Below are 26091 nucleotides of genomic sequence, written 5' to 3' on the forward strand. Positions count from 1 at the left end.
CACCTGTCTCGCGTTCGACGCGTTCCCGCTGATCGCGATCCGGGTGTTGCACGCCGGGCCGAGCGCGGTGTCCGGATTGGCGGCGGCGGGGCTGGCGGTGGGAGCGGTGGTCGCCTTGCCGCTCGGCGCCGAGACCGAACTAGGCACGGCCAGAATGGCTTTCATTGCGGCCATCGTCGCAGAGCAGGAACACGAACCACTGCAATGACCGCTGGTGCCCGGAGCCGCCGCGTGAGGCCCCGGACACCAGCTCGTGCGGTCTTCAGCACGCTGACCCTTGTGGACGCAGTAATCGGATGGAAGAGGCTCGGTTACCGCAGCATCACGTCACATGTGGACGCGAAGAACTCGCCCGTCTTGCCGCCGTTTCCGCCGTCTGGAGTGTCCGGTCCGCCATGGCCGCCCCAGATCTGCACGATCGCCGCCCGCCCGGTCCGACGCGGGAAGGACGCGAACTCCCACTTGCTGGAGTCCTCTTCCCGGTGCGAGCCCTGGACCTCGACCAGGAAGGGGATCGGCTCGAGGTCCTGCCAGCTCAAGCCGTCGGCGGGATCCCAGCCCGGACGAGTGACGAACCACCGATGGGACCAGGACTCGTTCGTGTGATACGCCGTGTAGTCATAGCTGAAGGCCTGAGTGGCGGCGGAGGTGTCGAGCTCTGTCAGGGGCCAGTCCCCCAGTGTGGCGTCCGGGGCCAGATCCAGCCCGCGGAAGGCCGGATTACCCGTCGACGGCACTGTGCCATTCTCGAAGAACTTGCGGTATTCCAGATACTTTCCCGTGTTGTTCCACGGGTAATCGGCCAGCATCCGTTCGGCTCCCGGCACCACCTCCTGCCAGACCGTGCTGGTGTTCAGGCGGCGTGCCTCGACACAGATCGGCGAAGGGTCCGAGTCCCGGATGGCAACGGCCGCACGGCTGCGCGGGTGGTTGACCGTACCGTGGCGCGGCGATGCGTCCAGACCACCGGAGCGCGTTTCGGGCCGCGCGGAAACCGACCATTGACGGGCGCGCTCCAGGCCGACAGTCACCTCGTTGGAGAACGCGGTGAACTGGCCGTCGACCTTGGCACGGATCTTGACGCGGTATTCGGCGTCCGGTTCCTCGCCCAGATCTACCCAGTGACTGTTGGACGGAGTCCAGTCCCAGGCGGGCCAGTAAAGGAAGACCGTTTGGCGCACCTCACCGTTGATCCACACCTCGTAGAGGTGCGGATAGGGTGCGTCGCCGTTGTTCCAGTCCTCCGGGGGCGGCCACGCCCCCTGGTCAGGCATGTTCTGACCGATCCGCCATAGCAGGCTCAGACCGTACATCGTGTGCTTACCGTCATCGCGGTACGCGCCTTCGCCGCGAAGATCGGACGGGGTAGTGCCATGGGAGCCGCGCATAGTGCCTCCTCTGTTGAATGGAATCCACCCTTGCAGGCCGCCCCACACCGAGGGCGACATGTTGCCGAACAGTAGCTATCTGCGATCGGCGCTACTCAGGATGACACGGAATGGGGTCATTGACGACAGAAGATGAAAGGAAATTCTCGTCGAATCGAGCGTTGCTGCATGATTGCCATCTCCGGCAACCGCAGCAGCAGGAGTAACGCCGCGACCACGGCTGGCCGTTCGCGTTCGGGACTTCAAATCCGCGACTGAACGGTGCCGTCGACGACGTCACGAGAAGGCCCGGGGCGGAAAGCCGGCAGGTGCGGTCATTCGGGGGGTGCAGACGTCAGGCGGGCTGCGCGGCGTGCGCTGGGGCGGCGGTCTGCTGGGCCTTGTGCGCCTTGCTGGTTTCGCGGAGGATCAGCAGGCCGGTGGCCGCGATCAACGCCGAGGTCAGGCCGTGGACGCCGAACGCGGTGGCCGTGGAGCCGTGGTGGGCCAAGACGTTGATCATGTCGCCGAGTGGGGCGACGGCCGTCATCAGCAGGATCCAGCCCAGGGCACGGCGCTGGCCGGTCACCAGCAGGATGCCCGTGCCCAGGCCCATCGCGAGTTCGCGGCAGCCTTTCACGATGAGGAAGCCGCTGCCGTCGCCGGAGGGCCAGCTCGGCAGGCCGAAGCCCGGGGCGGCTGTCGCGGGGGCCAGGACGAAAGAGATCCCGAGGTAGAGGGTGAACAGCACGGTGGCGGCGGCCAGGACGGTGTTGAGGTTCTTGCGCGACATGGTTGTTCTCCTGTGACGTTCGGACGGTGAGCTGTTGCCCGGCAAGGCATCCGGCCCTGCCGAGGGGTACTGCCCGGCTGGCTGCGCTCTCGTGCGAGCCGGCCGGGCGCTGAATCTTCGAGTTACCGATCGGCGGTCACTGGGACAGCACGTCGCCGGGTCCCAACTCGAGGGTGAGATGGAAGATCAGCGGTCGTGCGGTGAGGTCGAGATCGTTCTCTGTCATATTGTCACAGTAAGTGACAGTCGATTTAGATGTCAATCATGTTATGTGGCAGTCATGTTGGGTTGCTAGTGTGGGGTCATGGTGAACCGGCCGCTGGACTCGCGTGGGGTATTCCTGTTGTCGCAGATCGGTCATCACGTGGCGTACCGGTTGACCGAGCAGCTAGCGCGGTTGGATCTGGATCCGGCCCACTTCGCTGTCCTGGGCCACCTGGCGGCCGCGGATGGCCGCAGTCAGCAGGAACTCGCGGATCTGCTGCGAGTACACCGCAACGCGATGGTTGGATCCTCGCACCACTCGACGAGACCGAGCGAACCCTGCTGCTTCCCCTACTCCACCGCATCGCCGCACACGCGGGCCTCCCTCCCGGAGTACACCCCGGCCTGCAGCGACGGCGCCGCGCACGCCGGGAAACACGGTGAACTCAGCCCGCCAAGCAGTTTTCGGTGTTGCAGGAGGTCGGCGTACTGGTCGATACCCCCTCCGGACACAGAACGAAACGAAAGCCGTTGCGTAGCAACGGCTTTCGTCGTTTCTGCACCTGGCCTTCACTCGAAGCGTGAGATCGATATCCAGCCCACGTTTCGCCGTCGAAGACGAACAAGAGGTCCGTCGTCCAGTGTCTCCTCACGGATCGAGCCGACAGAGGGCTTTTCCCACAGTGGCCCCGGACAGCATCCCCAGCAGCGCGGCGATCGCGGATTCGATACCGTCGAAGATGGATTCGCGGTGGATCAACCGGCCGTCAGCGAGGTAACCGGACACCTCTCGGCGCATCGAGTCTTCGAGATGGGTGAACGAGCCGACCCGGAACCCCCGCATTCGCAGCCCTTTCGACACCATGGTGAACAGATTCGGCGGGCCGGGCACTGCGCTGTCGTCGTAGCCGGCGATCGCGCGCGGCCAACGCACCCACCGCCCCTGCGGCCGATGACACCCACAGAACGTCCGTCGTGGTCAACTCGAGTGTCTCGAACAGTCCCACGTACGCGGTGAGCCCGGCACTGCCCAGCGGGCCGAGGAACCATTGGATCGGCAGTTGCCCAGCATCGATCCGGGCCGGGGCACCGTAACCGCCGATGGTCTGCGCCCGGGTTCCGACGATCGCGTATTCCCGATAGCCGAGGGTATGGGAGACCAGATCGCCGATGGCGAATTCCGGTGACCGGGACGCGACGACGGTGCCGAGGGCGAGTCCGGAGAGCTCATCGCCGGGCTGTAGCGGCGGCAGATACCCGTTCGGTGTGGTGTCGGCGAGCCGAATCCTGATGGACGGATCGAAAGCGTGCGGATCACTGTGTGAAAGCGACCTCGGGCGTCCGCGCGATGAGCAAGCGGCGAACAGCGCCCGCGGCGTTCAGCTGTGCGGTCGCATTGAACGATGCTTCGAACGCACCGGCTCGGGTGGTGCGACCGACAACCAGCTCGTACTCGCCGTTCACCGCACCGACATCGATGTGGTGGGTCAGCGTGCTCTTCTCCCGCTGTGCCAGGTAGGCGATCAAGCCGTCGCGATCGCCGACGAATTCGGCGCTCTGCCCAGCGCCCTTGGAGAACTGCACGGACATCGCGAAATCTTCGGCGATCATGCCGAGCACGCGATCCGGGTCGTCGGAATCCATATAGGTGAACCAGCGAGTGAGAACCGGAACCGTCGCCGTCATCGCCGCGCCTCCTCACGCGAGGGCTGAACTGGTAGCAGCGGGAAATCCGCGCTGAACGAGACCTGATAGCGGTCGATACGATCGTCGGCGTCGACATGCATTGCGGCGACGAACCAACCGGTGGTTACGGACCCGTTCTCGGTAACCGCGCCGTACGCGAATTGCATATCGCCCTCGGCGGCGACGCGCAGCAGCACGTGCTTGCGGTCCACCGCCGACCTGCCGCTCAGATAGGCGAACATCGCCGCCCGGCCGCGGTCGCGGTTCACGCCCGCGGGCAGGACCATGGCGAACTCGACGTCCTCGGCCAGCAGAGCAGTCGCGTCCCGCAACCTGCCGCTGTCGACCGTCGCGTAGTACTTCTCGATTACGTAGCTCATGAATTGAATTTAGTTCAAAGAATCGCATCTTGTCGAGAGGTCAGGGCGTCAGGCTTGACCGACTCTGGATCACACACGGACACATCGCCGTCCGGCATTGGGCCGTACTCGGACAACGCGCAGGAGTACGGCCCGCGCTCATCGAAGGGCGATCGGTGACAGCCTGGGCGCGGCTGGCGTATCGGCTCCGATCGCCGGGACCGGGCAGCGGCGCTACGCGGGCTGCGGAGTCGGTGTCGGGTGCCGGTGAGTGGCCGCGGCGTCGGCAGCAGCCAGACCGAAGACCAGTGCGGGTGCGATACCGCCGGCGTAGGCATGGTCGTAGAGACCGCCGATATCGGATCCCGCCGCATACAAGCCGTCCACGATGCCGCCGGCTGCGGCGAGCACCCGGCCGTGCTCGTCGATGCGGATCCCGTGGAACGGAAAGGTCAGCGCCGGACGGGTTTCGATCACGTAATAAGGTCCCCGGTCCAGCGGTGCCGAGTCGTGCACGCGTGCAGGTTGCACCGCCGGGCCGGCCGCGTTCACGGCGCGGATCTCGGCCGCGATCGCCGCACCGTCGTAACCCCACTCCGGTGGCAGGTAGACGAAATCCTCCAGGCTCTCGGCCATTCCACACCGGCCGCCGCGGCGCTGGGCGAGGTCGAACTTGTCGACCGCGATGGCGCCCTCGACGTAGCTGCCGAGAACCCAATCGCGATACACACGTTCGTCGGCGACGAGTAATCCGCGTGACTCCGGCTGGTCGAGCAGTCGCATCGCGGTGAGGTGATCGCCCATGGTCTCATCGGTGAATCGGCGATTGTCGAGGTTGAACAGCAGGGCGTGCTCGCTGTAGTACAGCGACAGTGCAACGAAATCGCCGGAGTCGCGGAACGGAACGTCGGCCGGAACGAGGTGGCCGTAGAACCCGGACCGGGGTTCACCGGTTGCGGCGCCGACGACTTCGGCCAGTCGCAAGCCGGCCCCGCAGCTGGCCGGATTCGAACGCAGCTGCATCACGCCCGCGTTCGGATGGATGTGCTCGCAGGCCAGTCCGGGATCGGCCTGGAACCCGCCGGTGGCGAGAATCGTTGTGCTCGATTCGATTTCGAGCTCGGTTCCGTCCGGCAGGCGCACGTGCGCACCGGTGACGACTCCGTTGTGGCCGAGCAGTGCCAGGGTTTCGGTCTCGGTGAACAGTTCGCCGTCGGCGCTGACTCGCCGTCGGCATTCGTCGATGTACTGGTTGGTGTCGAACTGGTGGCCGGTGCCGTAACGCAGGATCGGCACGGCGTCGGCGCATTCGACACCGAGCGAGCGAATCCAGGCGATCGCGTCTGCGAACCCGTCCACGAGCGCCCGGCGCAGAGCCGGGTCACCGTCGGGGTTGACCTCGTCCATCACCTCGTGCGTCGGCGCCGTCCACGCGTATCCGGCGTACCGCGCCGACCCGCCGACGGCCGCTGCCCTCTCGACCACCACGACCGAGCTGCCCCGGTCCAGTGACCGGGCCGCTGCCGTGAGCCCGGCCATGCCGGCGCCGATGACGAGTACGTCGGTCCGAATTACCTGCATTCTTGCTCCCTGATCGAAACCGCTGCCGCGCAACGCAGCTCGCGGTATGACAAATCTGATGTGGGCCGTGGTCCGGCGGCTCGGAATCGAGAGTCAGACGGTGAACCGCCCGCCATTGCTCAGCAGCACCGCACCGACGACGTTCACCGCACCTGCAGAGGCGAGGTACAAGATGTTGTCGGCCAGTTCCTCGGCGGTCGCGTAGCCGCGGGTGGGACCGTCGTTCATCGATGCCCGCAGATGCGCCGGTGTGCGCGCGGCCATCCCGGTGTCGACCGGTCCGGGTGCTACGGTGTTGACCCGAATTCCCAGGGGCGCCACCTCTTTCGCGACCGCCTGACTCAGCGCGTGTACACCGGCCTTCGACGCGGAATAGTGCGGATAGCCGATCAGGGTGTCGAACGCCGAGGAAGATCCCACGGTGACGATCGCCCCGCCACCGGTTCCCCGCATGACCCGGACCGCCTCACGCAGCATGAAGAAGGTGCCGTCGAGATTGATCGCCATCACCCGGCGCCAGTCGGCATCGTCCAACCGGGTCAGCACGTCCACGGGCTCGTTGCGCTCGGCGGCCTCGTATATCCACTGCTTGCTCTTCGGATCGTCGACGCCGGCCGCATGCACCACCACATCCACCCGGCCCTGCTCGGCGACGGCCGTATCGAACATCTCGCGTACCCGGGCCGAGTCGGAGACGTCGAACCCGACCGGATGGCCGACGCCGATCGCGGCCGCATTCCGTACGGCGGCATCGACATTGATATCGCACAGGTACACCGCCGCGGCGCCACGCTGGGCGAGCAGACGCGCGGTCGCCTCGCCGATCCCCGATCCCGCGCCGGTCACCACGGCGATTTTTCCCTCGAACTGATCTGCGGTCATCGTCGCTCTTTCCTCGTTGGTGCTGTTGGCCGGGGCGTTCAGCGGAAGATGGACTCCCAGTCGTTGCGGAACTTCTCGGCGCCGGCGCCGACGGTGACCTCGAGATTCTGTGCGGGCACATCCTGGGCGACGGCCAGTGCGCCGTCGATGCCGGGCATCGCGGACCCGTAGCCCGGCGAGGTCGCCTGCTGTCCGGCCTTGGTGACCATGAAATCGGCCAGGACTTGGGCCGCGTTCGGGTGCGGCGCGGTGCCCAGGGCGAGTCCGTACCACTTCGCACCTCAGGTGTACTTGCCCGCATTCCAGCCGACCGGGGCGCCGGCCGCACGCTCGGGCAGCATCGGATTGCACATCAGCGCGGCGGTGATCTCACCCGAGGCCATGGCCTGGCTCAGCGGTTGGTGTTCCAGCCGAAACCGAACAGGATGGCGCTCTCGGTGAAGAACTTGCCGCCGATGATGGCCTCCCGCCGACGATATGCCGGGTCGTCGAAGCTCGGGCCGTGCACCGCGACCGCTGTATCGGAGTTCTCGTTCGCGTGGATCCATGCCTCGTCCGTGGTCACCGCGACATCTCCGATACCGCGGTGGGTCTTCTGCTCCGCACCGATCCGGGGCAGCAGTTCGGAGTCGATTCCGCGCACCACCGTCAGTTCGATGTCGGGGTAGGCGGATTTCCGCAGCCCGCCAGGGCGAGCGCGGCTGCCACCACTACGACGGCAGTTCGGAATATCTTGTGCATCTTGTTCTTTCGCTTCATGCGGCGGTGTTCGAGCACCAACTCGAGGTAGTCGTCCGAGCGACGGCGCATCCCCCGGTGGTGGCGTGCACGACGTGGCATCGCTGCACCGCCCGCGGCCCGACCGCAGAGCGCCCGGCATCTGGTCGTGAAGACACTCGAGACCCGAACGCTCCGGGCCGTTTACGGGGTTACTTGGCCGGTGCCGGGGCGGGCGCGGGTTCGTTGATAGTCGTGAAGTACTGCGCTATGGCCATGATCGTGAGCGGTGCGGTCACCAGGAGCTGACCGACGGCGGTGCCCAGCGCTCCGACGGCCACGATGCCACCGAGACAGCCGACCGCGGCGGCCGGGATGAACGGGCCGAACATGCCGATGATGGTCGCGGCGGCGACCGTCGCACCGGCGATGCCGCCGAGCACGCAACCGACGGCCGCACCGCTCAGGCCACCCACCATGGTTCCGACGGTCGCGCCGGTGGTGATCGTGCTGGCCATCCGGTTCCACGCAGCCTGTTCGCGGTCGTACGGGTTCTTCCAGGGCGCCGAGTCCTCGTACGGCAGGGCGACGGGCCGGTAGCTGGCGTGCGCGAGGTCGAACTGGGGTGTGAGCGTGGCGGTGTGGCCGCTGATCTTCGCGGCGATCGGGAAGATGAAATCGTCCACCCGGAACGACAGGTGGGATCCGGCGAGCACCGTTCCGCTGGGGCTCTTGATCGTGAATACGCCGTTGTCCGCGTTGAGGGTTCCCGCGTCGGTGGTGATGACGGTGCCCGTCGGTATGGTGGTCGTCTTGTAGTGGATCGTGTTCGGCGCCGGGGCGGCCTGCGCCGTACCCGCGATGCTGACGGCTCCGGCGACCAGCGCGCACGTGGCAGCGATTTTCCTCATCGGTGTTTCCTCTCATCGGACTCCTCGGCTTCGCCGCCGGGGAGGTGTGGTCCGGCGCGGGGCGCCGGGGATGTCGACGGTCGGCGGACCGACCGGACCTGTTCAGGGGAAATAGGGGTTGGCTCGCCGGCCCGGTCGCGCCGACTTCGAGTCGGGCCGGCCGGGTTCGGGAGTTGCGACGGGGCTGCTACCGCCGGACAGCTGCCTCCACTGCGCGTGCGCGACCTGGGAGGTGATGTGGCACCGGTCGAGCGCTCGACGGAAGCCCATCGCGTCCAGGGGCTTTCACGTCATGCCGCGGTGATCGCGTGTGGGCTCGAGGTGATCGTTTCAGCGGCGGCGTATCCCTCGGTGATGGCGTGTGCGACGCGACGCGGCACGGCCGCATCGCCGATCACCTGAATGCGGGCGTGCGGCAACTCCTGCATCAACGACTGCCAGTCTCGGGCGACCCGCTCGCCGACTGCGATAAATCGGTCGCAGCTCAGCTGAGAAGTGCTGCCGGACAGAATGCTTCGGTAGGTCACTATTGTCTGCGCGGTGGCTTCCGGCGCGGGGGTCACCTCGACGAGCGCAGCCTCGACAACGAAGGTCACCGGGTGGCCCGCCAGCCGCTTGCGCAGCTGGACCCGGCTCTCCACGGGAATCGACGCCGCGAATGCGGGCCCGGGAACCAGCACCGTGACCTCGGCCGCGCCGGCCGCCAGCGCCGACTCGACCGCGCCGACACCCGCCCAGTACCCGAAGCCGTCGTCGGCGACGACCACCCGGCATCCCGGCCCGATCCTGTCCCGCTCCAGGATGACCTCGGTGGCGCAGAACGCACCCTCCGTCGACATCTCCGTCGCGCCCGTGGCGATGATGATCTCGCTGAAGCCGTCCAGATCCGCCGGGCGCGCGGAGTGCTCGAGCTTCAGCGTCGCAGCGCCGATGTTGGCCTGATAGAACCGGAGCAATCGGGCCCATCCGTCGCGATGGGGCGCCTGCGCGGCGGTCCGCAGCTGCCCGCCGATGTAGGCACCGGCCTCGAACAGCGTTACATCGTGCGTGGGCGCCAATCGCAGAGTGGCCTCCAGCCCGGCGGGTCCGGCACCGATGATCGCCACGCGATTGCCGGGCCCGGGTCGTCGGCCGAGCCGCAGCGGCGTCGCCGGACGGTCGCCCGAGCCGCCGGGGCCCAGGTCGGGATTGACCGAGCACAGCAGCGCCGGGGTGAAAGTGCGGCAGTCCTCGTTGCAGGAGACGCACGGGCGGATCGCGGCATCGTCACCGCGGAGCAGCTTCTCGGCGATCTGCGGATCGGCGATGAACGGACGCGCCATGCCCACGAGATCGGCGCCGGCATCCAACGCCGATTCGATGTCGCTGCGGGACCGGAACGCCTGCGAGACCAACAGCGGTCGCGTCGTCGCGGCTCGCAGGCGGGCTCCGTGTGTCAGCAGCGGCGGCACGTCGGTGGCCATGTCGCGGACATAGGTGGTGCGAACGCCCGCCGTCACATTGAGGTAGTCGAACATCTCCAGCAGCGGCAGCAGTTCGCACAACCCATCGATGTCCAAGCCGGCCTCTTCGGCGCCGTCGATCGAAACCCGCACGCCGAGAACGAGATCCGCGCAAGCATCGGTGATCGCCGCGTGCAGCCGGTGCAGTATGCGGACCCGGCCGGCGATCGTGTCAGCATCGGCGCGCTGGTTGGAGGCCGCGGACAGGAACTGCGCGAGCAGATAGCCGTGCGCGGCATGCAGTTCCACCGCGGCGAAGCCCGCTTCGGCGGCGTGCCGTGCGCTCACCACGAAATCGTCCACGACCCTGTCGATATCGGCCTCGGTCATCGTGCGGGCACGCACCGGTTCGCGTGGGGACCGGATGGCCGACGGCCCGATCGGATGCCCCCAGATCTCCGCTCCCAGCGTCTCGCGCCCGAGATGCACCAGCTGGCAAACCGGTATCGAACCCTCCTGGGCGATCGCTGCCGCGCGTTTGCTCAGCCCAGGGACTGCTTCAGGTCGCCACGCCTCGGTGGTGTTGCCGATCCGGTTGGTCGATTCCGGGCTCACCACCGTTCCGCCCGCGATCACCATCGCCGCGCCGCCGGCCGCGCAGCGCCGCCAGTACTCGTCGTCTCCCGGCTGCGCCAGACCACCTGCGACGGCGCCGGACCCGTGCGCGGTGGCCACCAGGCGGTTGGCCAGGCGCAATGCGCCGATCCGTAGCGGAGCCGACAGTGTGGCCATGAGATCCTCCTTGAACTGGATTCAATTCACATTATTGCCACAGAGTGATTGACACCACAAGGCCCTCTGGCCTAGTTTCTCAAACTGACATCAGTTCAGTTAGGTGGATTCGGTGACCTTTCAGCAAACGCATCGCATCATTAGGGCCCTGTCGAAGGCCGTCGCCATCGGCGCGGTCTTCGCCACCGTCGCGGGCCTGAGCGCCTGCGGTGGGGCTTCCGGGACGACGAAGCCGGTATCAGGGAGCTGGTCGGACGTAGTCACTGCCGCGGAGCACGAGGGCAAAGTGGTGCTCTATTCCAGCCAGAAACCGGCCAATCTGGACGCCCTGAAACGGGCATTCGAGGCGAAGTATCCGCAGATCCACATGGAGTACGTGCGCGGGACCGATGCCGATATCAATCCGCGGGTGGAGACCGAGAACAAGACCGGCAAAGGCATAGCAGATGTGCATATGTTGACCGACATGGGCTGGGTGCAGGCCGCCGCGCAGTCCGGCACCTATTCGTCCGATCTCGTAGGTCCCGACCTGCACGCCGCCGAGTACCGGCCGGAAGCCAGCGTGTTGCACAACCGCTTCGCGCTCACCAGCGCCGCGGTCTTCTCACTCGGCTGGAACACCGCGGCCGTCCCGGGCGGGCTCAGGGATCCGCGCGACATTCTCGATCCGAAGTACCGGGGCAAGATCGGCATCACCAACCCCACCGGTATCGCCGCGTACGTCGATATGTACCAGTACTACGAGAAGACCTACGGTGCGGACTACTGGAAGCGGCTCGCCGAGCTCGCGCCGCGGGTGTATCCGAGCGCCCTCGGCATCGCGCAGGCACTCACGTCCGGTGAAATCTCCGTCACTCCTTCCGTGCAACCGCTGACCACCGAGGTGGCCGCGGGCGCGCCGGTGAGTTGGGTTCTGCCGCAGTCGCCTTTCGGAACCCCTTGGTACAGCCATGTCACGAAGGTGGCGCCGCATCCGAACGCCGCGCAGGTACTGGCCGATTTCATGGTCACCCGTGACGGACAGGTCGCGCTCAATTCCGGGTACGCCGCGGTCCTGCCGGACATTCCCGGTGCCGTCGCCCGAGCCCAGGACCTTCCGACGCCGAATACGGCGAACCTGACGCCGGACAAAGTTTCGCAGTATTCCCAGGCGTGGTCGAAGCGCTTCCAGGGCTGATCGCCGGCGCAACCCCAACCACTCCCCCCTTGACGAAGGACAGCAGATGGACGAGACAGCCGAGCCGCTACGCGGCGTCAATGTGCTGGTGACCGGGGCATCCGGTGGGATCGGCGGCGCGACCGCGGAACTGTTCGCCGGGCGTGGCGCGACGGTCTACCTCACCGACGTCGACGATGCCGCGGGACGTGAACGGGCCCGCCGGCTCGGGCCGGGCGCGCACTATCGCAGACTCGATGTCACCGCCGAATCCGATTGGCAGGCAGTCGTTTCCGAGATGGAATGGGCGGACCACCCGCTCCAGGTGCTGGTCAACTGCGCCGGTTCGGCGCTGAAGGCCCCGCTCGAGCACACCACGCTGCAGCAGTTCCGCACGATCCTCGATCAGCATCTGGTCGGCACCTTCCTGGCCTTGCGGACCGCCGCGTCGGCCATGCGCGACGGCGGCGCGGTGGTCACCATCTCGTCGCTGCGCGGCGTGCTGGCCACCGCCGAGCTGGGCGCCTACGGCGCCGCCAAGTTCGGCGTCCGTGCGCTGACGAAGGTCGCGGCCCTGGAGCTGGCTAGCCGTGGTATCCGGGTCAACTCGGTGTGCCCAGGCAGCATCGAAACCGAGATCACCGCGGGTCCGGGCTTCGAATCCGACGACGTGCAGGCCTATGTGCGCAGCATCCCGATGCAGCGCCGGGGTTCGGCCGAGGAGGTGGCCAAGGTGATCGCGTTCCTGACCGGCGTCGACAGCGCCTACATCACCGGCGTGGACCTGCTCATCGACGGCGGTACCGCCGCGGGCGTCTACACCCCCAAGCGACAGCCGCAGGAGGTATGAGCCGATGTCGCAATTCACCGTCGCCGGGCTCAGCAAGACCTACGGATCCAACGTCGTGGTCGATCAACTCGACCTCGAGATCGAGGAGGGAGAGTTCCTGGTCCTGCTCGGTCCCAGCGGATGCGGAAAGACGACGACGCTGCGCTGCCTGGCGGGATTGGAAACCCCGCAGGGCGGATCGATCACGTTCAAGGACCACCTCGTCTTCGACGGACGGGCCCGCACGAACGTGCCCCCGCACAAACGCAATATCGGGATGGTGTTCCAGTCGTACGCGCTGTGGCCGCACATGACGGTCCGGAACAACATCCGCTATCCGCTGAAGGTGCGGGGGCGCAAACATGCGATCGCCGAGGGCGCGGTCGAGGCCGCCGCGCAGATGGTGGACTGCGGCGCCCTGCTCGATCGCTACCCCTCCCAGCTCAGTGGCGGGCAGCAGCAGCGGGTGGCCGTCGCGCGCGGTCTGGTCGCACAACCGGATCTGGTGCTGTTCGACGAACCCCTGAGCAATCTCGACGCCAGGCTGCGCGACCAGGTGCGCACCCAGATCCATCAGCTGCACCAGAAATTGGGCTTCACCGCGGTATTCGTGACCCACGACCAGGCCGAGGCGTTCGCGCTCGGCGATCGGCTCGCGATCATGAAGTCCGGCAGGATCGAACAATACGACGCACCCGAACGGGTCTTCGAGAATCCGGTGTCGGAGTACGTCGCAGCCTTCATCGGCATGGCCAACCGTCTCGAACTGCACCGCGATCACGACGGCTGGCGCACGTCGGCGGGAGATGCCATCGACCTCACTCATGCGCTGGTCCGGGACTCGGCCGATCGAGGCTCGGCGGCGGTCGCGCGACTGCGTCCCGACGACGTGCTGCTACATGCCTCGGCCCAGGACGTGCCGCTGGGCAACGTCGTCCTGAGCGCGGAACTGGTCACCTACGAATACGGCGGCCGCTACTTCGACGTGACGGTGGCGACAGGCAGCGAGCAACTCCTGCTGCGAGCGGATGCCGCGACACACGGTCCGGCGCTGCGCAACAGCCGCCCCGGCGCTCCAGTGGTGGTCAGTTTCTCCCCCGCGAGCCTCCGGATCTTCCCTCCGGCAGGCGATCTCGACCCAGCGGTACCCATCGCGGTACCCGTGAGCGCGCAAGGACACCCCTGATGACCTCGCTGAGCATCACCGCCGCAAGACCTTTCGCGATTCCGGCGCAGTGGCGGTCCCGGATCGGATACCTCGCTCTGCTCGCGGTTCTCGCCTATCTGGTCGTCGTGCCGATGATCCGGTTGCAGGCGCTGGCATTCCAGGACGGAGCGCACGGCTACCGGAGTCAGTACGGCCGATACGACATCGGCGACACGATCCGGACCACGATCGTGCTGGCCGTCGGATCGCTGGTGATCGCGATGGTCCTCGGGACCCTGCTCGCCTTCGCCGCGAGCCGGCTGCCGGCGCGCCTGTCGTTCCTGCGCATCGTGCCGATCCTGCCGATCGTGATGCCCGCGGTCGCCAATATCGTCGGCTGGACGTTCCTGCTGTCCCCCGGCCCGGGTTATCTCAATGTGCTGCTGCGCCACCTGCCCTGGTGGAGTGGCTCGGACACCGGACCGGTCGACGTGTACACAGTGCCCTGGATCGTCATTCTCACCGGTTTCGGTCTGACCTCGTTCGTCTACCTGTTCGTCAGTGCCGGCATGCAGAGCATCAATGCCGAACATCTCGAGGCGGCTCAGATCAGCGGGTCCTCGACCGTCGGCGTGTTCTTCCGGGTCGTGCTTCCCCTGCTGCGCCCGTCGCTGGTCTACGGCGGCGGCATCGCCCTGCTGCTGGGCCTGGGCCAGTTCACCGGGCCGCTGCTGCTCGGGCAGAACAAGGGCGTGAAGGTGCTGACCACCGAAATGTACAGCCGGGTATCGGAGTCACCGTCGGATTTCGCCGCGGCCGCGGCCGCGGGTTCGCCCCTGGTGCTGTTCGGGCTCGCGGTGGTATTGGTTCAGAAAGGGTTGCTGGGCAACCAGACTCGGTTCGTCACCCACGGCGGCAAGGCATTCTCGGCGCCGCCGGGACGCTCGGCCTGGGCCTCGGTCACCATGGCGATCTACGCCCTGCTGGCCTTGGTCATCCCGCTGCTCGGGCTGGTCGTCGTCTCGTTGACCCCGTACTGGTCGGGCTCGCTGTCCCCGCACATCCTGACCCTCGCGAACTTCCGCAGTCTCGCCTCGAACCAGGCGATCGTGGACTCGGTGGTCACCAGCGTCGTCACCTCGCTGGTCGCCGTGGCGATATGCATTCCCATCGGTTACGCGGTGGCCACATTGCTGGTGCGCGGCAGGCGATTCCGGATCCTGGCACTGATCGCCGACCTCATCGCCGTGTTGCCGATGGGTATTCCGGCGGTGATCTTCGGTGTGGGATTCCTGCTGACCTATACGGAACCGCCGCTGATCCTGTACGGGACGCGCGCCGTCATCATCCTGGTCTACATCGTCCTGATGCTGCCCTACGCGATCCGGATGCAGATGACCGCGCTGCTCTCGCTGGGCAACACCTACAGTGAGGCGTCGGCGACCAGCGGAGCATCACCGATGGTCACGAACATCCGGGTAATGCTCCCGCTGATGCGCCCGACCATCCTGAGTGCGGTCGCGCTGATGTTCATCCTGCTCACGCACGAGTTCGCCGCCTCACTGCTGGTGCGCGCATCCACCACCCAGGTGATGGGCACCCTGTTGTTCGATCTGTGGGAGAACGGCTCCTATCCACTCGTCGCCGCGATGGCGCTGCTGATGACCGCGGTCACGACCGTAGGCGTGGCGGCCGCGATGCTCGTGGGCGGCCGGAACGTGTTGAGCAATCTGTGATTCGGACCAGGCGGCGAAAGCCGGAAGTGGAGAGATGGATATGACGGCCGGTAGTGCGAGATTGCGCGACAAGGTGGTCCTGCTGACGGGATCCTCCGGTGGCATCGGCGTGGAGATCGCGCGGCGGCTGGCAGACGAGGGCGCCGTGCTCGTGCTGACCGATCTGGATGCCGAGGCGTGTGCGCGGGTGGCAGCAGAGATCCCGAATCCAGACCTACACCAGGTGCTCGAGCTGGATATCAGCGACGAGCAGCAGTGGCGCAATGCGGTCGAGGTGATCGCCGAGCGCTTCTCGGGCCTGGATGCGCTCGTCGCCAACGGTGCCATCGGCAGCCTGGCCACGGTGGTGGACGAAGATCTCGAGCGGTACAACAAGGTGATCGCGATCAGCCAGACCGGCACCTGGCTGGGTATGAAGCACGCCGGTGCGCTCATCGAACGCACCGGCGGGGGGTCGATCGTCAACCTCTGCTCGGTCCTGGGCACCGTGGGCGGACTGGGCAACAGTCTGGCGTATGCGGCGGCCAAGGGCGCGGTCCGGACGATGACCAAGAATGCGGCCCTGCACTGGGCGACCAAGGGTGTGCGGGTCAATTCGGTCCACCCGGCATTCATCCAGACGCGCCAGCTACTCGACCGATACGAGGGCAGTGACCGGCACCGCGCGATGCTCGAGCACACCCCGATGGGCCGGCTCGGCCGAGCCGAGGAAGTCGCTGCGGCGGTCGCATTCCTGGCCAGCGACGATTCGACCTTCATCACCGGCACCGAACTCTACGTCGACGGTGGGTGGACCTGCGTGTAGAGCGGGTCCGGAAACGACGGTGTGGACGTCCTCAGCGAGCAATGCCGAAGACGTCCACACCGTCGTTGTCCTTGGCGGTCAACACATTTCGAGCGACCAGCACATCGAGATGCGCGAGCGTCTCACAGGTGGCGAACATCTGGTCGAAGGTGCCCAGGGTGTCGAACCGGCGGTCGTGCCGCGTCCAGGTCAGTGCCTGGGCCACGGCCGATCCCGTGGAGGACGCCGAATCGCCGACGACGGTGAGGATCTGAGCGAACCGATGTTCGTGGTGAGCGAGCAGTGCGCGCGCTCGCCGGCCGACGCTCCCGCCGGGAAGGCCGTGGGCGGGCAGCATCACCGGTGCGTCGTCGTCGCTCAGCAACGTCAGCGAGCACAGGAAGTTGTCCAACGGCATTTCCCATGGGCCGAGTTCGAACCCGATCGAGGGAGTGATCGTCGGCAGCACGTGGTCGCCGGTGAACATCAGATTTCGATCGAGGTCCCGAAAAACCATGTGGCCCTTGGTATGACCGGGAGTTGCCTGGGCGTACAGACGGTACCCGGACAGTTCGACGGTGCCCGGCCGCAACCAGTGGTCGGGTGGCTCCCAGTCCTGTGGATCGAAAGGCTCGGCCAAGCTGTCGACTCGGGCGCGGGAGGCGAGATCGCTTGCGCCCGCACGGCGTAGCTCGTGCAGGGCATTCTCGGGCTCGTTGGTGCCGAGCCGGTGGATGGCCTCGAGGCCCGAGGATTCCTCGGCGCCCAGATGGACCCGGCACCCGTGCCTGCGACGCAGTTCGACGGCAAAAGTGTAATGATCGCGATGCACGTGTGTGACGAACACATCGTGGATCTCATCGGGGGAACGGCCGATTCGAGCGAGCCCGGTGGCGAGTTCACGGTAGGTGTCCGGCCGGTGCCAGCCCCCGTCGATCAATGCCAGGCCGGCAGCGGTTTCCAGCACGTACACGTTGATCGCACGCAGTCCGTCCTGTGGCATTTGCAGCGGAATGCGATGGATGCCTTCGGCTACCGGGTAACACCCGGGTTCCGCCCAGTGCGTACTCACGCGGCAGTTTCGGTGAGCGGCACCATCGTGCGCTCGTCGCCGAACCAGATCATGCGACGCCCCCGCATGGCGCCGACGTGCCGCACCGCGGCCTGCCATTCCGGACTCGCCAGCGCGACGTCGAGCGCCTCGCGAGACTCGAAGCTCAGGATCGACAGGCCGTCCCACCCCGCGGACTTCTCGTCGATCGACTCGAGCAGTTCGGTGTGCTGCCAGCGCAGCAGTCCGGGCAGGGGGTAGGTGACCTCGGCGTGTTCGCCGCGCCACCACTCGACGAACTGCTCATGCGACCAATCGCTGGGGCGGGATGCCAGAACGATGAGGTTGTACACGATTCTCCTAATTGAATTCTGTTTGGTTTCTGCAGGCGTGCCGAAACCTGCCCGGATGCGCCTCGGATCTACTTGACCAGCATCCGGACGGCCGAGGTGCTGATCGTCTCGGTGATCTCGGCCAGGCTCAGATTGCCCTGGGGCCGGTACCAGCGCCAGATGCTGACGATCATGCCGAGGATCAACTGCCCGAGCAGACGCGGGTCGCCCTCGATGAACACGCCGGCGTCCATACCGCGCGACACCAACCCGGCCCAGTTCTGTTCGATCTGATGTACCAGCTCCCGGGAGCGCAGCCGTTCGGCCTCCTCCTTCTCGGACTGGCGCGGTGCGGTGAGCAGATCCATATGGCTCTGCAGGATCCGCCGTTGCAGGGCATCGGTCGGTGTCCCCGCCAGGGCTCCGGCGACCGCTGCGCGCAGAGCCTGCTCGGGCTCGTCCTGATTCTCGGTGGCGGCGACGAAGCGGTCGACGGAATCGGCCAGTTCGAGGCGCATGATCGTCAGCAGGCAATGCGCCTTGGACTCGAAGTAGTGATACAGCGCGGTCTGGCCGATACCGACCTCGCCCGCGACCGTTGCCCACTTGGTCTGCTCGTATCCGACCTGCCCGAATTTCTCGATGGCCGTGCTGAGGATATGGCTGCGCTTGGAACGGGCGCTCTCGCGGCGAGCTTCGGTATCAGCGACCATTAGTGAAATACCCCCATGCGTCTCGTATATATGGCCGGATCGACATTACCTCACCTGAGCTGAACTCGAGTCAGTCGAGGTTGTCAAGCGGGTCGCCAGGCGAACCGCCTCGGGCCGGTCCAGTTTGCCGACCCGGTTCTGCGGCAGATCCGGCACGGTGAACAGATATTCCGGCCATTTGAACTTGGGCACGTCCGCGGCCGCGAGCTGCATGGTGACGCTGTCCAGCGTCAGCGGCGGTCCATCGGTGACGACCAGCGCGGCCGCCCGCTCACCGAGCAGATCGTCGGGCACCGCGACAACACAGATCTGGACGACCGCGGGCAGGCCCGCTATCGCCGACTCCATCTCGTTGATATCGATGTTGCGGCCACCGCGGATGATGATCTGCTTCTGCCGGCCCAGCACGCGGATCGAGCCGTCGCCGGCCACCTCGACCAGATCGCCGGTGGGCAGAAATCCGTCGGGGGTGAGTTCCGGCGGTACCGGAACACCCTCCCTGGCGTAGCCCACGAACAACGACGGTCCCTTCACCTGGGCATCGCCGACCTCGCCCGGGCCGAGGATGTTCCCCGCGCCGTCGACGGCTCGGACCACGGTGCCCTCGAACGGACGGCCATCGCGGCCGAGGCGGATCGCGGGCGGGTCGTCGATCCGCGGCGTGGTGTGGCCGAGGCATTCGGACATGCCGAACACCCGCAGGAAGGTGGTGCCGAGGCGGTTCTCCGCCGCGGCCATGGCGCTCTCGTTCATCGGTCCGCCGCCCACGGTCATCGCTCGCAGCGCCAACGTGCCAGGGGATTTCTCGACCAGCGACAGCTGCAGGGCCATGGTCGGAACCAACATCGTCCAGGCGACGCGATGGGTCGCCATCGCGCGCAACGCGGCGGCCGGGGACCACTTCTCAATCGTCACCATGCTCCCGCCCAGGTAAGCGGGCAGATACATGCCGAAGCAGAACGCGGCCACCGACGACAGCGGAACGAACGCTCCGATGGCGTCGCCGGGCCGCACGCCCACGACCTCGATCGTGCGTGCGCAGGCGTAGCGGATGGCTTCCTCGGACTGCACGACGCATTTGGGACGGCCGGTGGATCCCGAGGTCATCGCGATGGCCGTCCCGCCGCGCCAGCGTTCCACCGGTCCGAACGGCCCCGGCCGGGCGCACACCACGCGACCGGCGAAGGCGTTCTCCCGGAGGGAGAAGTCGGCGGGCACGTCCCACCGATCCAGCGGCTCGGGCTCGGCGAAGACCAGATCCGGCGCGATATCGGCCACGGCGAGCCGGAACTCGGAGTCGGCCGCGTGTGGGCTCAGCACCGCGACGACCCCGCCCCGCATCCCGACCGCGAGCGCGGCGGCCACGGTGTGCCAGGTGTTGTCCGCCTGCACCAGTACCGTCGGGGCGCCCGGATCGATCGCTTCGATGCGGGCGGCCAGAGTCGTTGCCGCTGCGACGATCTCACCGAGGGTATGTTCGCCGAGCTCGTCGACGACCGCGATCCGATCCGAGCTGTGCTGTGCCCGCTCGAGCAGTTCTTTCGCGAGTATCTTCATCGTCTGTTTTCCTCGTGTGGACTGTCGGTTCTTCGCTGCGTGCTTGCCGGTCAGCGGGCCAATGGCGGCGGAATCAGCACGGCGCGTCCGGTGATGTCACCGGCGCGCAGGTGCCGGTAGATCTCCACGCCGTCGGCCAGTGGGTAGGAGGTGGCTTCCACGTGCAGGGCCCCGCGCCTCGCCATGTCGATCACTGCGACCAGATCCGCGTGCGGACCCCAGAACGGTGCCGTGACCCGCCAGCCCGCGGCCAGGCCCACCTGCTTGCCGACCTCCATCCGGGCGCCGGCGCTGCCGACCACCGTCAGGCGCCCGCCCGGTGCAAGGAGCCGGATCGCAGGCTGCGCGGTGTCCGGTGCGCCGGCGAAGTCGATGATCACATCGGCACCGTCGGTCAGGGCCGTTCGCAGAGAGTCCACGTCGGGGAATGCTGTCTCGGCGCCCAGCCGCAGGGCCATCTCGCGCGCGTCCGCGCGGTTGTCGACGGCGAGAATTCGACCGGCGCCCATATCGCGCAGGATCTGCACACCAAGGTGGCCGAGGCCACCGACGCCGATCACCACGCAGGTCGCGTGCGCATCGATCAGGTCGGCGTGTTCGCGCACCGCGTGATAGGCGGTCAGCCCCGCGTCGGTCAGCGGCGCGGCCACGGCCGGGTCCAGACCATCGGTGCGGACCAGATGCCGGGCCGACGGGACCAGCATCGCCTGGGCCAGCCCGCCGTGATATCCGAGTCCGTTGCCGATCGGCGCCGGGGCGCCGGTGGTGCGCGGCCGCAGCCGCAGGCAGTAGTTCTCCCGGCCACGCGCGCAGTTGCGGCAGTGCCCACAACTCCAGATCCCGTGCACCACAACGGTTTCGCCGAGCCATGTCGGATCGGCGTCCGGTCCGGCAGCCAGGACGGTTCCGGCGACCTCGTGGCCGAGGGTGAGCGGCAGCGGGCAGTCGAAACTCGCCGCCGCCGCGTCCATGACGTGCAGATCGGATCGGCACAGTCCGGCCGCGGTGACCTGCAGCAGAAGTTCCTCGCCGACGGGCTGCGGTACCGGCACTTCCCGCAGTTCCGGTGGCCGCCCCCATTCGGTCAGCTGTATGGCCAACATCAGCGTGCCGTCCATCCGCCGTCGACCACCACGGTCTGGCCGGTCATGTACGACGATGCATCCGAGGCGAGGAACAGCACCGCGCCGTCGACCTCCCCGGCCGCACCGCCACGGCCGAGCATGGTGTTGCGTCGCACCCAACCGGCGGACTTGTCGTTGCTGAACAGCCCGTCGGTCATCTCGGTATCGAACCATCCCGGCACGACCGCGTTGACGCGGATCCCACGATGACCCCACTGACCGGCCAGTTCGCGGGTCAGTCCCAGAACTCCCGCCTTGGATGCGGCGTAACTCGCCCCGCCGATCGGCGCGGTCGAGGCCAGTCCGATGATCGACGAGATGTTGACGATCGACGCGCCTCGTCCCTCCGGCAGGGCGGTGGCCGCGGCGAGGGCGAGATGGAATCCGGCGAGCAGATTCACCTCGAGCAGGGCCGCGAAACCCTCGGCCGATTCCTGCTCCGCCCGTGGGGGTCCGGGCATGCCCGCGTTGTTGACCAGCACGTCCAGGCGGCCGGTCTGTTCGTAGCAGCGATCCACCAGCGCCCGGCGATCGTCGTCGACGGTGACATCGCAACGAACCGGCACGATGCGCGGATCGCTGTCGGCCAGGGCGGCCAGGCGGTCGGTGCGGCGGGCCGCGGCGAACACCGTGGCCCCGGCATCGGCGAGCGCCTTGGCGAAGCCGAGCCCGAGGCCCGCAGAGGCGCCGGTGACCACGGCTGTCCGGCCGGGCAAGCCGAACAGGCGGGTGAGGGTATCGACGTCGGCGGTAGTCCGGGTGTCGGTCATTGCAGCATCCACCTCAGTACACCGCGGTCCGGCCACCGTCGACCGGAATGATCGCGCCGGTGGTGTAGCTGGCCGCATCACCGGCCAGATGGGTGACGAGTCCGGCGATTTCCTCCGGTCTGCCCAGCCGTCCCGCTGGTAGCCGATCGACGATCTTCGCGATGAACTCGTCATCCCAGTGCTCGGCCATATCCGTCGCGAACCCGCCCGGCAGGACACAGTTCACCCGAACCGTCGGCGCGTACGCCTGGGCGAAAGCCAGGGTCAGGGCGTTGAGCCCGCTCTTGGCGGCCGCGTACATCGTTTCCGGCGGGCTCGGCCGCAGGGCGCCGATGCTGGAGATGTTGATGATCGATCCGCCGTCGGCCGCGGCCATCCGGGCGCCGGCCGCGGCCATCAGCCGGAACGGTCCCTTCAGGTTGACCTCGATGGTTTTGTCCCACAACGATTCCGTCACTGACGCGAGATCCTCGGCCACCGGTGCGATGCCCGCATTGTTCACGACGATGTCCAGCCGCCCGAACTCCGCGATGATCCGGTCGAGCGCCGGCTCGATGGTGTCCCACTTGCCGACGTGCAGTTCCAGCGGATGGGCGCTGCCCACCGGGGAATCGCCCAACCGTGCCACCGCCTCCTGGCAGGCCGCCAGTTTCCGGCTCGACACGATCACCGCGGCGCCCGCGTCGCGCAGTCCACGCGCAATGGCCAGTCCCAGGCCCCGGCTGGCACCGGTGACCAGGGCGACCTTGCCGCTCAGATCGGATGTGTTCATCGGTATTTCTCCACTTCGAGACGAGCGATCGTGCGCAGATGCACCTCGTTGGGGCCGTCGGCGATCTGCAGTGCGCGGGTGATGGCGTGCATCCGGGCAAGGACGGTGTCGTTGCTCACCCCGGCGGCGCCGAAGGTCTGCACGGCGCGATCGACGACGGTGTGTGCCACCTCCATCGCCGCGACCTTGATCGCCGCGACCTGCGAGCGCACCGCGGCGTTGCCCTGGGTGTCCATCAGCCAGGACGACTGAAGCACCAGCAACCGGATCTGATCGATCTCGATGCGGCTGCGCGCGATCCACTCGCGGACCACGCCCCGATCCGCGAGCGGGCCACCGAATGCGGTGCGTTCCAGCGCCCGGCGGCACATCAGCTCCATGGCTCGTTCGGCCATGCCGATGGCGCGCATCGCGTAATGCATGCGGCCCGGCCCGAGCCGGCCCTGAGCGATGGCGAAACCGTCGCCCTCGGAGCCCAGCATGTTCTCCGCGGGCACCCGGACGTCGGTGAATTGGACCTCGCCGTGGCCGAGACGATCGTGGAAGCCGAACATCGGCAGATCGCGCAGCACCTCGATGCCGGGGGCGTCGGCGGGTACCAGGATCATGCTCTGCTGGCGGTAGGTCTTCGCCGCCGGATCGGACTTGCCCATGAAGATGATCAGCTTGCAGTCCGGATCGAGAACTCCCGAGGTGTACCACTTGCGCCCGTTCAGGACGTACTCGTCACCGTCGCGGCGAATCGTCGAGGTGATGTTGGTGGCGTCCGAGCTGGCCACCGCGGGCTCGGTCATCGCGAACGCGGAGCGAATCCCGCAGTCCAGCAACGGTTTCAACCACTGTTGCTGCTGCTGCTCGGTGCCGTACATGGCCAGGATCTCCATGTTGCCCGTGTCCGGCGCCGAACAGTTGATCGCTTCGTTGCCGATCACCGAGCGGCCGACCACCTCGGCAAGCGGCGCGTATTCGAGGTTGGTGAGCCCCACGCCAAGGCCGTCGTGTGTCATGAACAGGTTCCACAGACCCCGCCGCCTGGCCTCAGTTTGCAGATCGCGCATGATCTGCGGCTGTTCGTGCGGGTTGGCATTCGCGGCGATCTGCGCGTCGTACACCGGTTCGGCCGGAAATACGTGGCTGTTCATGAAGTCTTCGAGTTCGACGAGCAGATCCCGGGTGCGGGCGGAGTAGGAAAAGTCCACAGTGCGGCTCCTGAGCGGCAGGGCGAGGGTCAACCGGCGAGTAGCGCGGTTCCGGTCTCGATGAGGCGAGTGATGGTCGCGGGCAGTTTCTCCTGGTCCGGATCGTGATGCCGGCCTTCGCGATGCCTGCGGAGGTTATGGCCCATGATGGCGGCCATCTTGAGCCGCCCGAGCGCGTCGAACCAGGTTTGCTCGGCGAGCGTGGGCCCGCCGGCGCAGTAGATGTCCAGCAGTTCCGCCGCGCTGGGCAGACCGGGCACCTCCCGGCCGACACCGGGGAAATTGCTGCCGTCCGCGAAGACGTGGAACCATCCGAGTTCCACGCGCGGATCGCCCATGCTCCAGATCTCCCAGTCGATCAGGGCGACCGGTTCCGGGCCGGCGGAGATGATGTTGCCCAGGCGATAGTCGCCGTGCACGAGCCCCGGCGTCATCGGCTCGGGGATCCGGCGTTCGAGCAGTGCGAGCAACCGATCACCGCCGGAAACCAATTCGGGTGGCACGGCGCCGAGAGTGCGTGCCCAGCGGGCGAGTTCCTCGGCGGGCGTCAGCGCGGACACGGACATGTCGGCCGAATCCACCGCGTGCAGCGCGGGCAGCAGCTGCGCGGCGTGGCGCATCCGGGCCGCGGCCAGGTCCGCGGCGACCGCGGGATCGTCGAGAACCGGCTCCAGCGACTCACCGACGACGAGTTCCATGGCGAACCAAGCGGGTTCGTCGCTGTCCACCATCGCGATGCGCGGCACCGGCACGGGAGTCTGCGCCAACACCTGCATGATGCGAGCCTGACGCAACATGTCGTGGCGGCCGATCGGTTTGCTACCTTCCGGCACCGCCTTGACGACATATGATTCGCCGCTGGTTTCCGCCCGGAAGGTCAGGCCGGAATGGCCACCGGGCAGCCGTTCGAAGGACGTCAGGCTTACGCCGAAATCAGCGCGCAGTCGCGCTGCGACCCGCTGTTCCAGTGTCGGGCTCATGGGCGCGGCTCCTTGGGCAGGCCGAGCACGCGCTCGGCGATGATGTTGTGCTGGATCTCGTCCGTGCCGCCCGCGATCCGGTATCCGGGCGCCCCGAGCACATGTTCGGTCCACGCGAAGGTGCCCCACGCGCCGGAATCGGCGGCCAGATCGCGGCCGAGCAGCAGCCGCACGACCTCCGAGGTCCGCGCCATCGTGTCGGTGGCCAGCAGCTTCCCGATCGATGCCTCGGGTCCCGGATCGCGCCCGGCCACCACGGCCGCGGCCACCCGCATCGCGGCGACGCGCTGCACATAACCGCGGGTCACCAGGTCGGCCACTCGGTCACGTTCGAGTTCGGTGAGGACACGATCCAGATTCCCGGCCAGCGCGATCGCGCGATCGGCATTGGCCAGGCCCAGGTTGGCGCCGTCCAGGCGCTCGGCCGCCAGCACGGTCAGCGCGACCTGCCACCCCTTGCCAACCGGACCGAGCCGATAACCGTCGTCGAGACGAACGTCGTCGAGATAGACCTCGTTGAAGGAACTCCCCCCGGTCATCTGCCGGATCGGGCGCACGGTGACACCAGGGGTGTCCATCGGAACCAGGAACACGGTCAGGCCCGCATGTTTCGCGACGGCCGGATCGGTCCGGCACACCGCAACGCCGATGTCGGCGATCCGGGCGCCGGAGGTCCACACCTTGTGCCCGTTGAGAATCCAGGCGTCGTCGTCCGTCCTGACCGCCCTGGTCCGTACCGCGGCCAGATCCGACCCCGCCTCGGTCTCGGAGAAGAGCTGGCAGGCAATGACATCGGTGCGCAGCATGGCGCGCACATACCGCTCCCGCTGCTCCTCGGTGCCCCACTGGTCGATCGTCGGTGCCACCAATTGCTGTGTCACCGAGAACATTTCGGTGCGCTTCGGCAGGTCGAAGGCTTCCTCGGCACGCCGGAACGCGAGTACGTACGACAGCGGGAGTTCGCGCCCGCCGTAGCCGCCCGGCCAGTTCAGCGCACCCCAGCCCGCGTCGAACTTGGCGCGTTCGTAGGCGCGCACACGCTCGGTCTCGGCACGCTCCTGGGCTTCGGTCCAGTTTTCGAAGACCGCGACCGAATCGGTCCCGCTGCCCCAGGGACTTTCGGTGCGGGGTGCGGCCACACCGGCGAGCCAGGACGTCGCTAGTTCGATGAACCGGTCCAAATCGGGAATCGTAGGTTCGGTCACTG

Annotated in this window: 27 protein-coding genes and 2 pseudogenes; 6 read left to right on the forward strand and 23 right to left on the reverse strand. The window is 67.2% G+C overall.

The genetic code is table 11. The features are described 5' to 3' along the window. Positions 1–208: pseudogene (locus KO481_RS39825) on the forward strand (hypothetical protein); the annotation flags it as partial. Positions 209–311: 103 nt separating this feature from the next. On the opposite strand, the gene KO481_RS39830 reads toward KO481_RS39825, so the two are convergent. From KO481_RS39830 to KO481_RS39880, 13 genes and pseudogenes are all read right to left on the reverse strand, one after another. Further along, on the reverse strand, positions 312–1388 hold the full coding sequence (locus KO481_RS39830) for a lytic polysaccharide monooxygenase auxiliary activity family 9 protein (protein WP_215923745.1): 1077 nt from the start codon (positions 1386–1388) through the stop codon (positions 312–314). Positions 1389–1722: 334 nt separating this feature from the next. Beyond that, entirely contained in the window at positions 1723–2160 is a 438-nt protein-coding gene (locus KO481_RS39835) for a DUF4267 domain-containing protein (protein WP_215923746.1), read from the reverse strand. A gap of 388 nt (positions 2161–2548) precedes the next feature. Further along, positions 2549–2680 carry a hypothetical protein gene (locus KO481_RS44180; RefSeq protein ID WP_281066291.1) on the reverse strand — a complete coding sequence of 44 codons (132 nt, stop codon included), beginning with the start codon at positions 2678–2680 and terminating at the stop codon, positions 2549–2551. 333 nt (positions 2681–3013) lie between these two features. Further along, complete coding sequence (locus tag KO481_RS44565) at positions 3014–3298, reverse strand: hypothetical protein (protein ID WP_308166962.1); 285 nt, start codon at positions 3296–3298, stop codon at positions 3014–3016. 244 nt (positions 3299–3542) lie between these two features. Then, positions 3543–3731: pseudogene (locus KO481_RS44570) on the reverse strand (hypothetical protein); the annotation flags it as partial. Continuing rightward, entirely contained in the window at positions 3679–4050 is a 372-nt protein-coding gene (locus tag KO481_RS39845) for a hypothetical protein (protein WP_215923747.1), read from the reverse strand. The gene KO481_RS39845 and the pseudogene KO481_RS44570, both read right to left, overlap by 53 nt. Continuing rightward, the gene (locus KO481_RS39850) at positions 4047–4430 is read right to left on the reverse strand and encodes a nuclear transport factor 2 family protein (RefSeq protein ID WP_215923748.1); all 384 of its coding nucleotides are present in this window, start codon (positions 4428–4430) and stop codon (positions 4047–4049) included. Before KO481_RS39850 ends, KO481_RS39845 begins: the two co-directional genes overlap by 4 nt. A 213-nt stretch (positions 4431–4643) precedes the next feature. Further along, complete coding sequence (locus tag KO481_RS39855) at positions 4644–5990, reverse strand: FAD-dependent oxidoreductase (RefSeq protein ID WP_215923749.1); 1347 nt, start codon at positions 5988–5990, stop codon at positions 4644–4646. A 93-nt stretch (positions 5991–6083) separates the two neighbouring features. Further along, positions 6084–6872: an SDR family NAD(P)-dependent oxidoreductase gene (locus KO481_RS39860; RefSeq protein ID WP_215923750.1), complete on the reverse strand. Its 789-nt coding sequence runs from the start codon at positions 6870–6872 to the stop codon at positions 6084–6086. A gap of 38 nt (positions 6873–6910) precedes the next feature. Then, complete coding sequence (locus tag KO481_RS39865) at positions 6911–7081, reverse strand: hypothetical protein (protein WP_215923751.1); 171 nt, start codon at positions 7079–7081, stop codon at positions 6911–6913. Positions 7082–7263: 182 nt separating this feature from the next. Next, on the reverse strand, positions 7264–7518 hold the full coding sequence (locus KO481_RS39870) for a hypothetical protein (protein ID WP_215923752.1): 255 nt from the start codon (positions 7516–7518) through the stop codon (positions 7264–7266). A 283-nt stretch (positions 7519–7801) separates the two neighbouring features. Further along, a complete protein-coding gene (locus KO481_RS39875) occupies positions 7802–8500 on the reverse strand; it encodes a DUF8020 domain-containing protein (RefSeq protein ID WP_215923753.1) in 699 nt (232 codons plus the stop codon). Positions 8501–8790: 290 nt separating this feature from the next. Further along, positions 8791–10734 carry an oxidoreductase gene (locus KO481_RS39880; RefSeq protein ID WP_215923754.1) on the reverse strand — a complete coding sequence of 648 codons (1944 nt, stop codon included), beginning with the start codon at positions 10732–10734 and terminating at the stop codon, positions 8791–8793. A 136-nt stretch (positions 10735–10870) separates the two neighbouring features. Between KO481_RS39880 and KO481_RS39885 the strand changes: the two genes are divergently transcribed. Genes KO481_RS39885 through KO481_RS39905 form a run of 5 tightly spaced genes read left to right on the forward strand, consistent with a single transcriptional unit; the run spans position 10871 to position 16407 of the window. Further along, positions 10871–11911: an ABC transporter substrate-binding protein gene (locus tag KO481_RS39885; protein ID WP_215923812.1), complete on the forward strand. Its 1041-nt coding sequence runs from the start codon at positions 10871–10873 to the stop codon at positions 11909–11911. Between the two features lie 46 nt (positions 11912–11957). Further along, on the forward strand, positions 11958–12740 hold the full coding sequence (locus tag KO481_RS39890) for an SDR family NAD(P)-dependent oxidoreductase (RefSeq protein WP_215923755.1): 783 nt from the start codon (positions 11958–11960) through the stop codon (positions 12738–12740). A 4-nt stretch (positions 12741–12744) separates the two neighbouring features. Continuing rightward, positions 12745–13905 carry an ABC transporter ATP-binding protein gene (locus KO481_RS39895; RefSeq protein ID WP_215923756.1) on the forward strand — a complete coding sequence of 387 codons (1161 nt, stop codon included), beginning with the start codon at positions 12745–12747 and terminating at the stop codon, positions 13903–13905. After that, positions 13905–15602, forward strand: coding sequence for an ABC transporter permease (locus KO481_RS39900; RefSeq protein WP_215923757.1), 1698 nt, complete (start codon positions 13905–13907; stop codon positions 15600–15602). Before KO481_RS39895 ends, KO481_RS39900 begins: the two co-directional genes overlap by 1 nt. Positions 15603–15642: 40 nt before the next feature. Next, positions 15643–16407 (forward strand): SDR family NAD(P)-dependent oxidoreductase, encoded by a 765-nt coding sequence (locus tag KO481_RS39905; protein WP_215923758.1) that lies wholly within the window; start codon positions 15643–15645, stop codon positions 16405–16407. A 31-nt stretch (positions 16408–16438) separates the two neighbouring features. Here KO481_RS39905 and KO481_RS39910 read toward each other — a convergent pair whose 3' ends face one another. From KO481_RS39910 to KO481_RS39955, 10 genes are all read right to left on the reverse strand, one after another. Beyond that, a complete protein-coding gene (locus KO481_RS39910; RefSeq protein WP_215923759.1) occupies positions 16439–17389 on the reverse strand; it encodes an MBL fold metallo-hydrolase in 951 nt (316 codons plus the stop codon). 65 nt (positions 17390–17454) lie between these two features. Then, positions 17455–17790, reverse strand: a complete 336-nt coding sequence (locus tag KO481_RS39915) for an EthD domain-containing protein (protein WP_215923760.1) — start codon at positions 17788–17790, stop codon at positions 17455–17457. Between the two features lie 68 nt (positions 17791–17858). Further along, a complete protein-coding gene (locus tag KO481_RS39920; protein WP_215923761.1) occupies positions 17859–18482 on the reverse strand; it encodes a TetR/AcrR family transcriptional regulator in 624 nt (207 codons plus the stop codon). A gap of 45 nt (positions 18483–18527) precedes the next feature. Then, the gene (locus tag KO481_RS39925; protein ID WP_215923762.1) at positions 18528–20039 is read right to left on the reverse strand and encodes a class I adenylate-forming enzyme family protein; all 1512 of its coding nucleotides are present in this window, start codon (positions 20037–20039) and stop codon (positions 18528–18530) included. A 50-nt stretch (positions 20040–20089) separates the two neighbouring features. Further along, positions 20090–21142: an NAD(P)-dependent alcohol dehydrogenase gene (locus tag KO481_RS39930; protein WP_215923763.1), complete on the reverse strand. Its 1053-nt coding sequence runs from the start codon at positions 21140–21142 to the stop codon at positions 20090–20092. Next, positions 21142–21933 (reverse strand): SDR family NAD(P)-dependent oxidoreductase, encoded by a 792-nt coding sequence (locus KO481_RS39935; protein WP_215923764.1) that lies wholly within the window; start codon positions 21931–21933, stop codon positions 21142–21144. Before KO481_RS39935 ends, KO481_RS39930 begins: the two co-directional genes overlap by 1 nt. A 13-nt stretch (positions 21934–21946) precedes the next feature. Continuing rightward, positions 21947–22705 carry an SDR family NAD(P)-dependent oxidoreductase gene (locus tag KO481_RS39940; protein ID WP_215923765.1) on the reverse strand — a complete coding sequence of 253 codons (759 nt, stop codon included), beginning with the start codon at positions 22703–22705 and terminating at the stop codon, positions 21947–21949. Next, positions 22702–23904: an acyl-CoA dehydrogenase family protein gene (locus KO481_RS39945; RefSeq protein ID WP_215923766.1), complete on the reverse strand. Its 1203-nt coding sequence runs from the start codon at positions 23902–23904 to the stop codon at positions 22702–22704. Before KO481_RS39945 ends, KO481_RS39940 begins: the two co-directional genes overlap by 4 nt. A gap of 29 nt (positions 23905–23933) precedes the next feature. Continuing rightward, on the reverse strand, positions 23934–24884 hold the full coding sequence (locus tag KO481_RS39950) for a phosphotransferase family protein (protein WP_215923767.1): 951 nt from the start codon (positions 24882–24884) through the stop codon (positions 23934–23936). Next, positions 24881–26074 carry an acyl-CoA dehydrogenase family protein gene (locus KO481_RS39955; protein WP_215923813.1) on the reverse strand — a complete coding sequence of 398 codons (1194 nt, stop codon included), beginning with the start codon at positions 26072–26074 and terminating at the stop codon, positions 24881–24883. The genes KO481_RS39950 and KO481_RS39955 overlap by 4 nt, the downstream gene beginning before the upstream one ends. Positions 26075–26091 lie beyond the last annotated feature (17 nt).

It is taken from the genome of Nocardia albiluteola (assembly GCF_018860155.1).
Taxonomy (GTDB): Bacteria; Actinomycetota; Actinomycetes; order Mycobacteriales; family Mycobacteriaceae; genus Nocardia; species Nocardia albiluteola.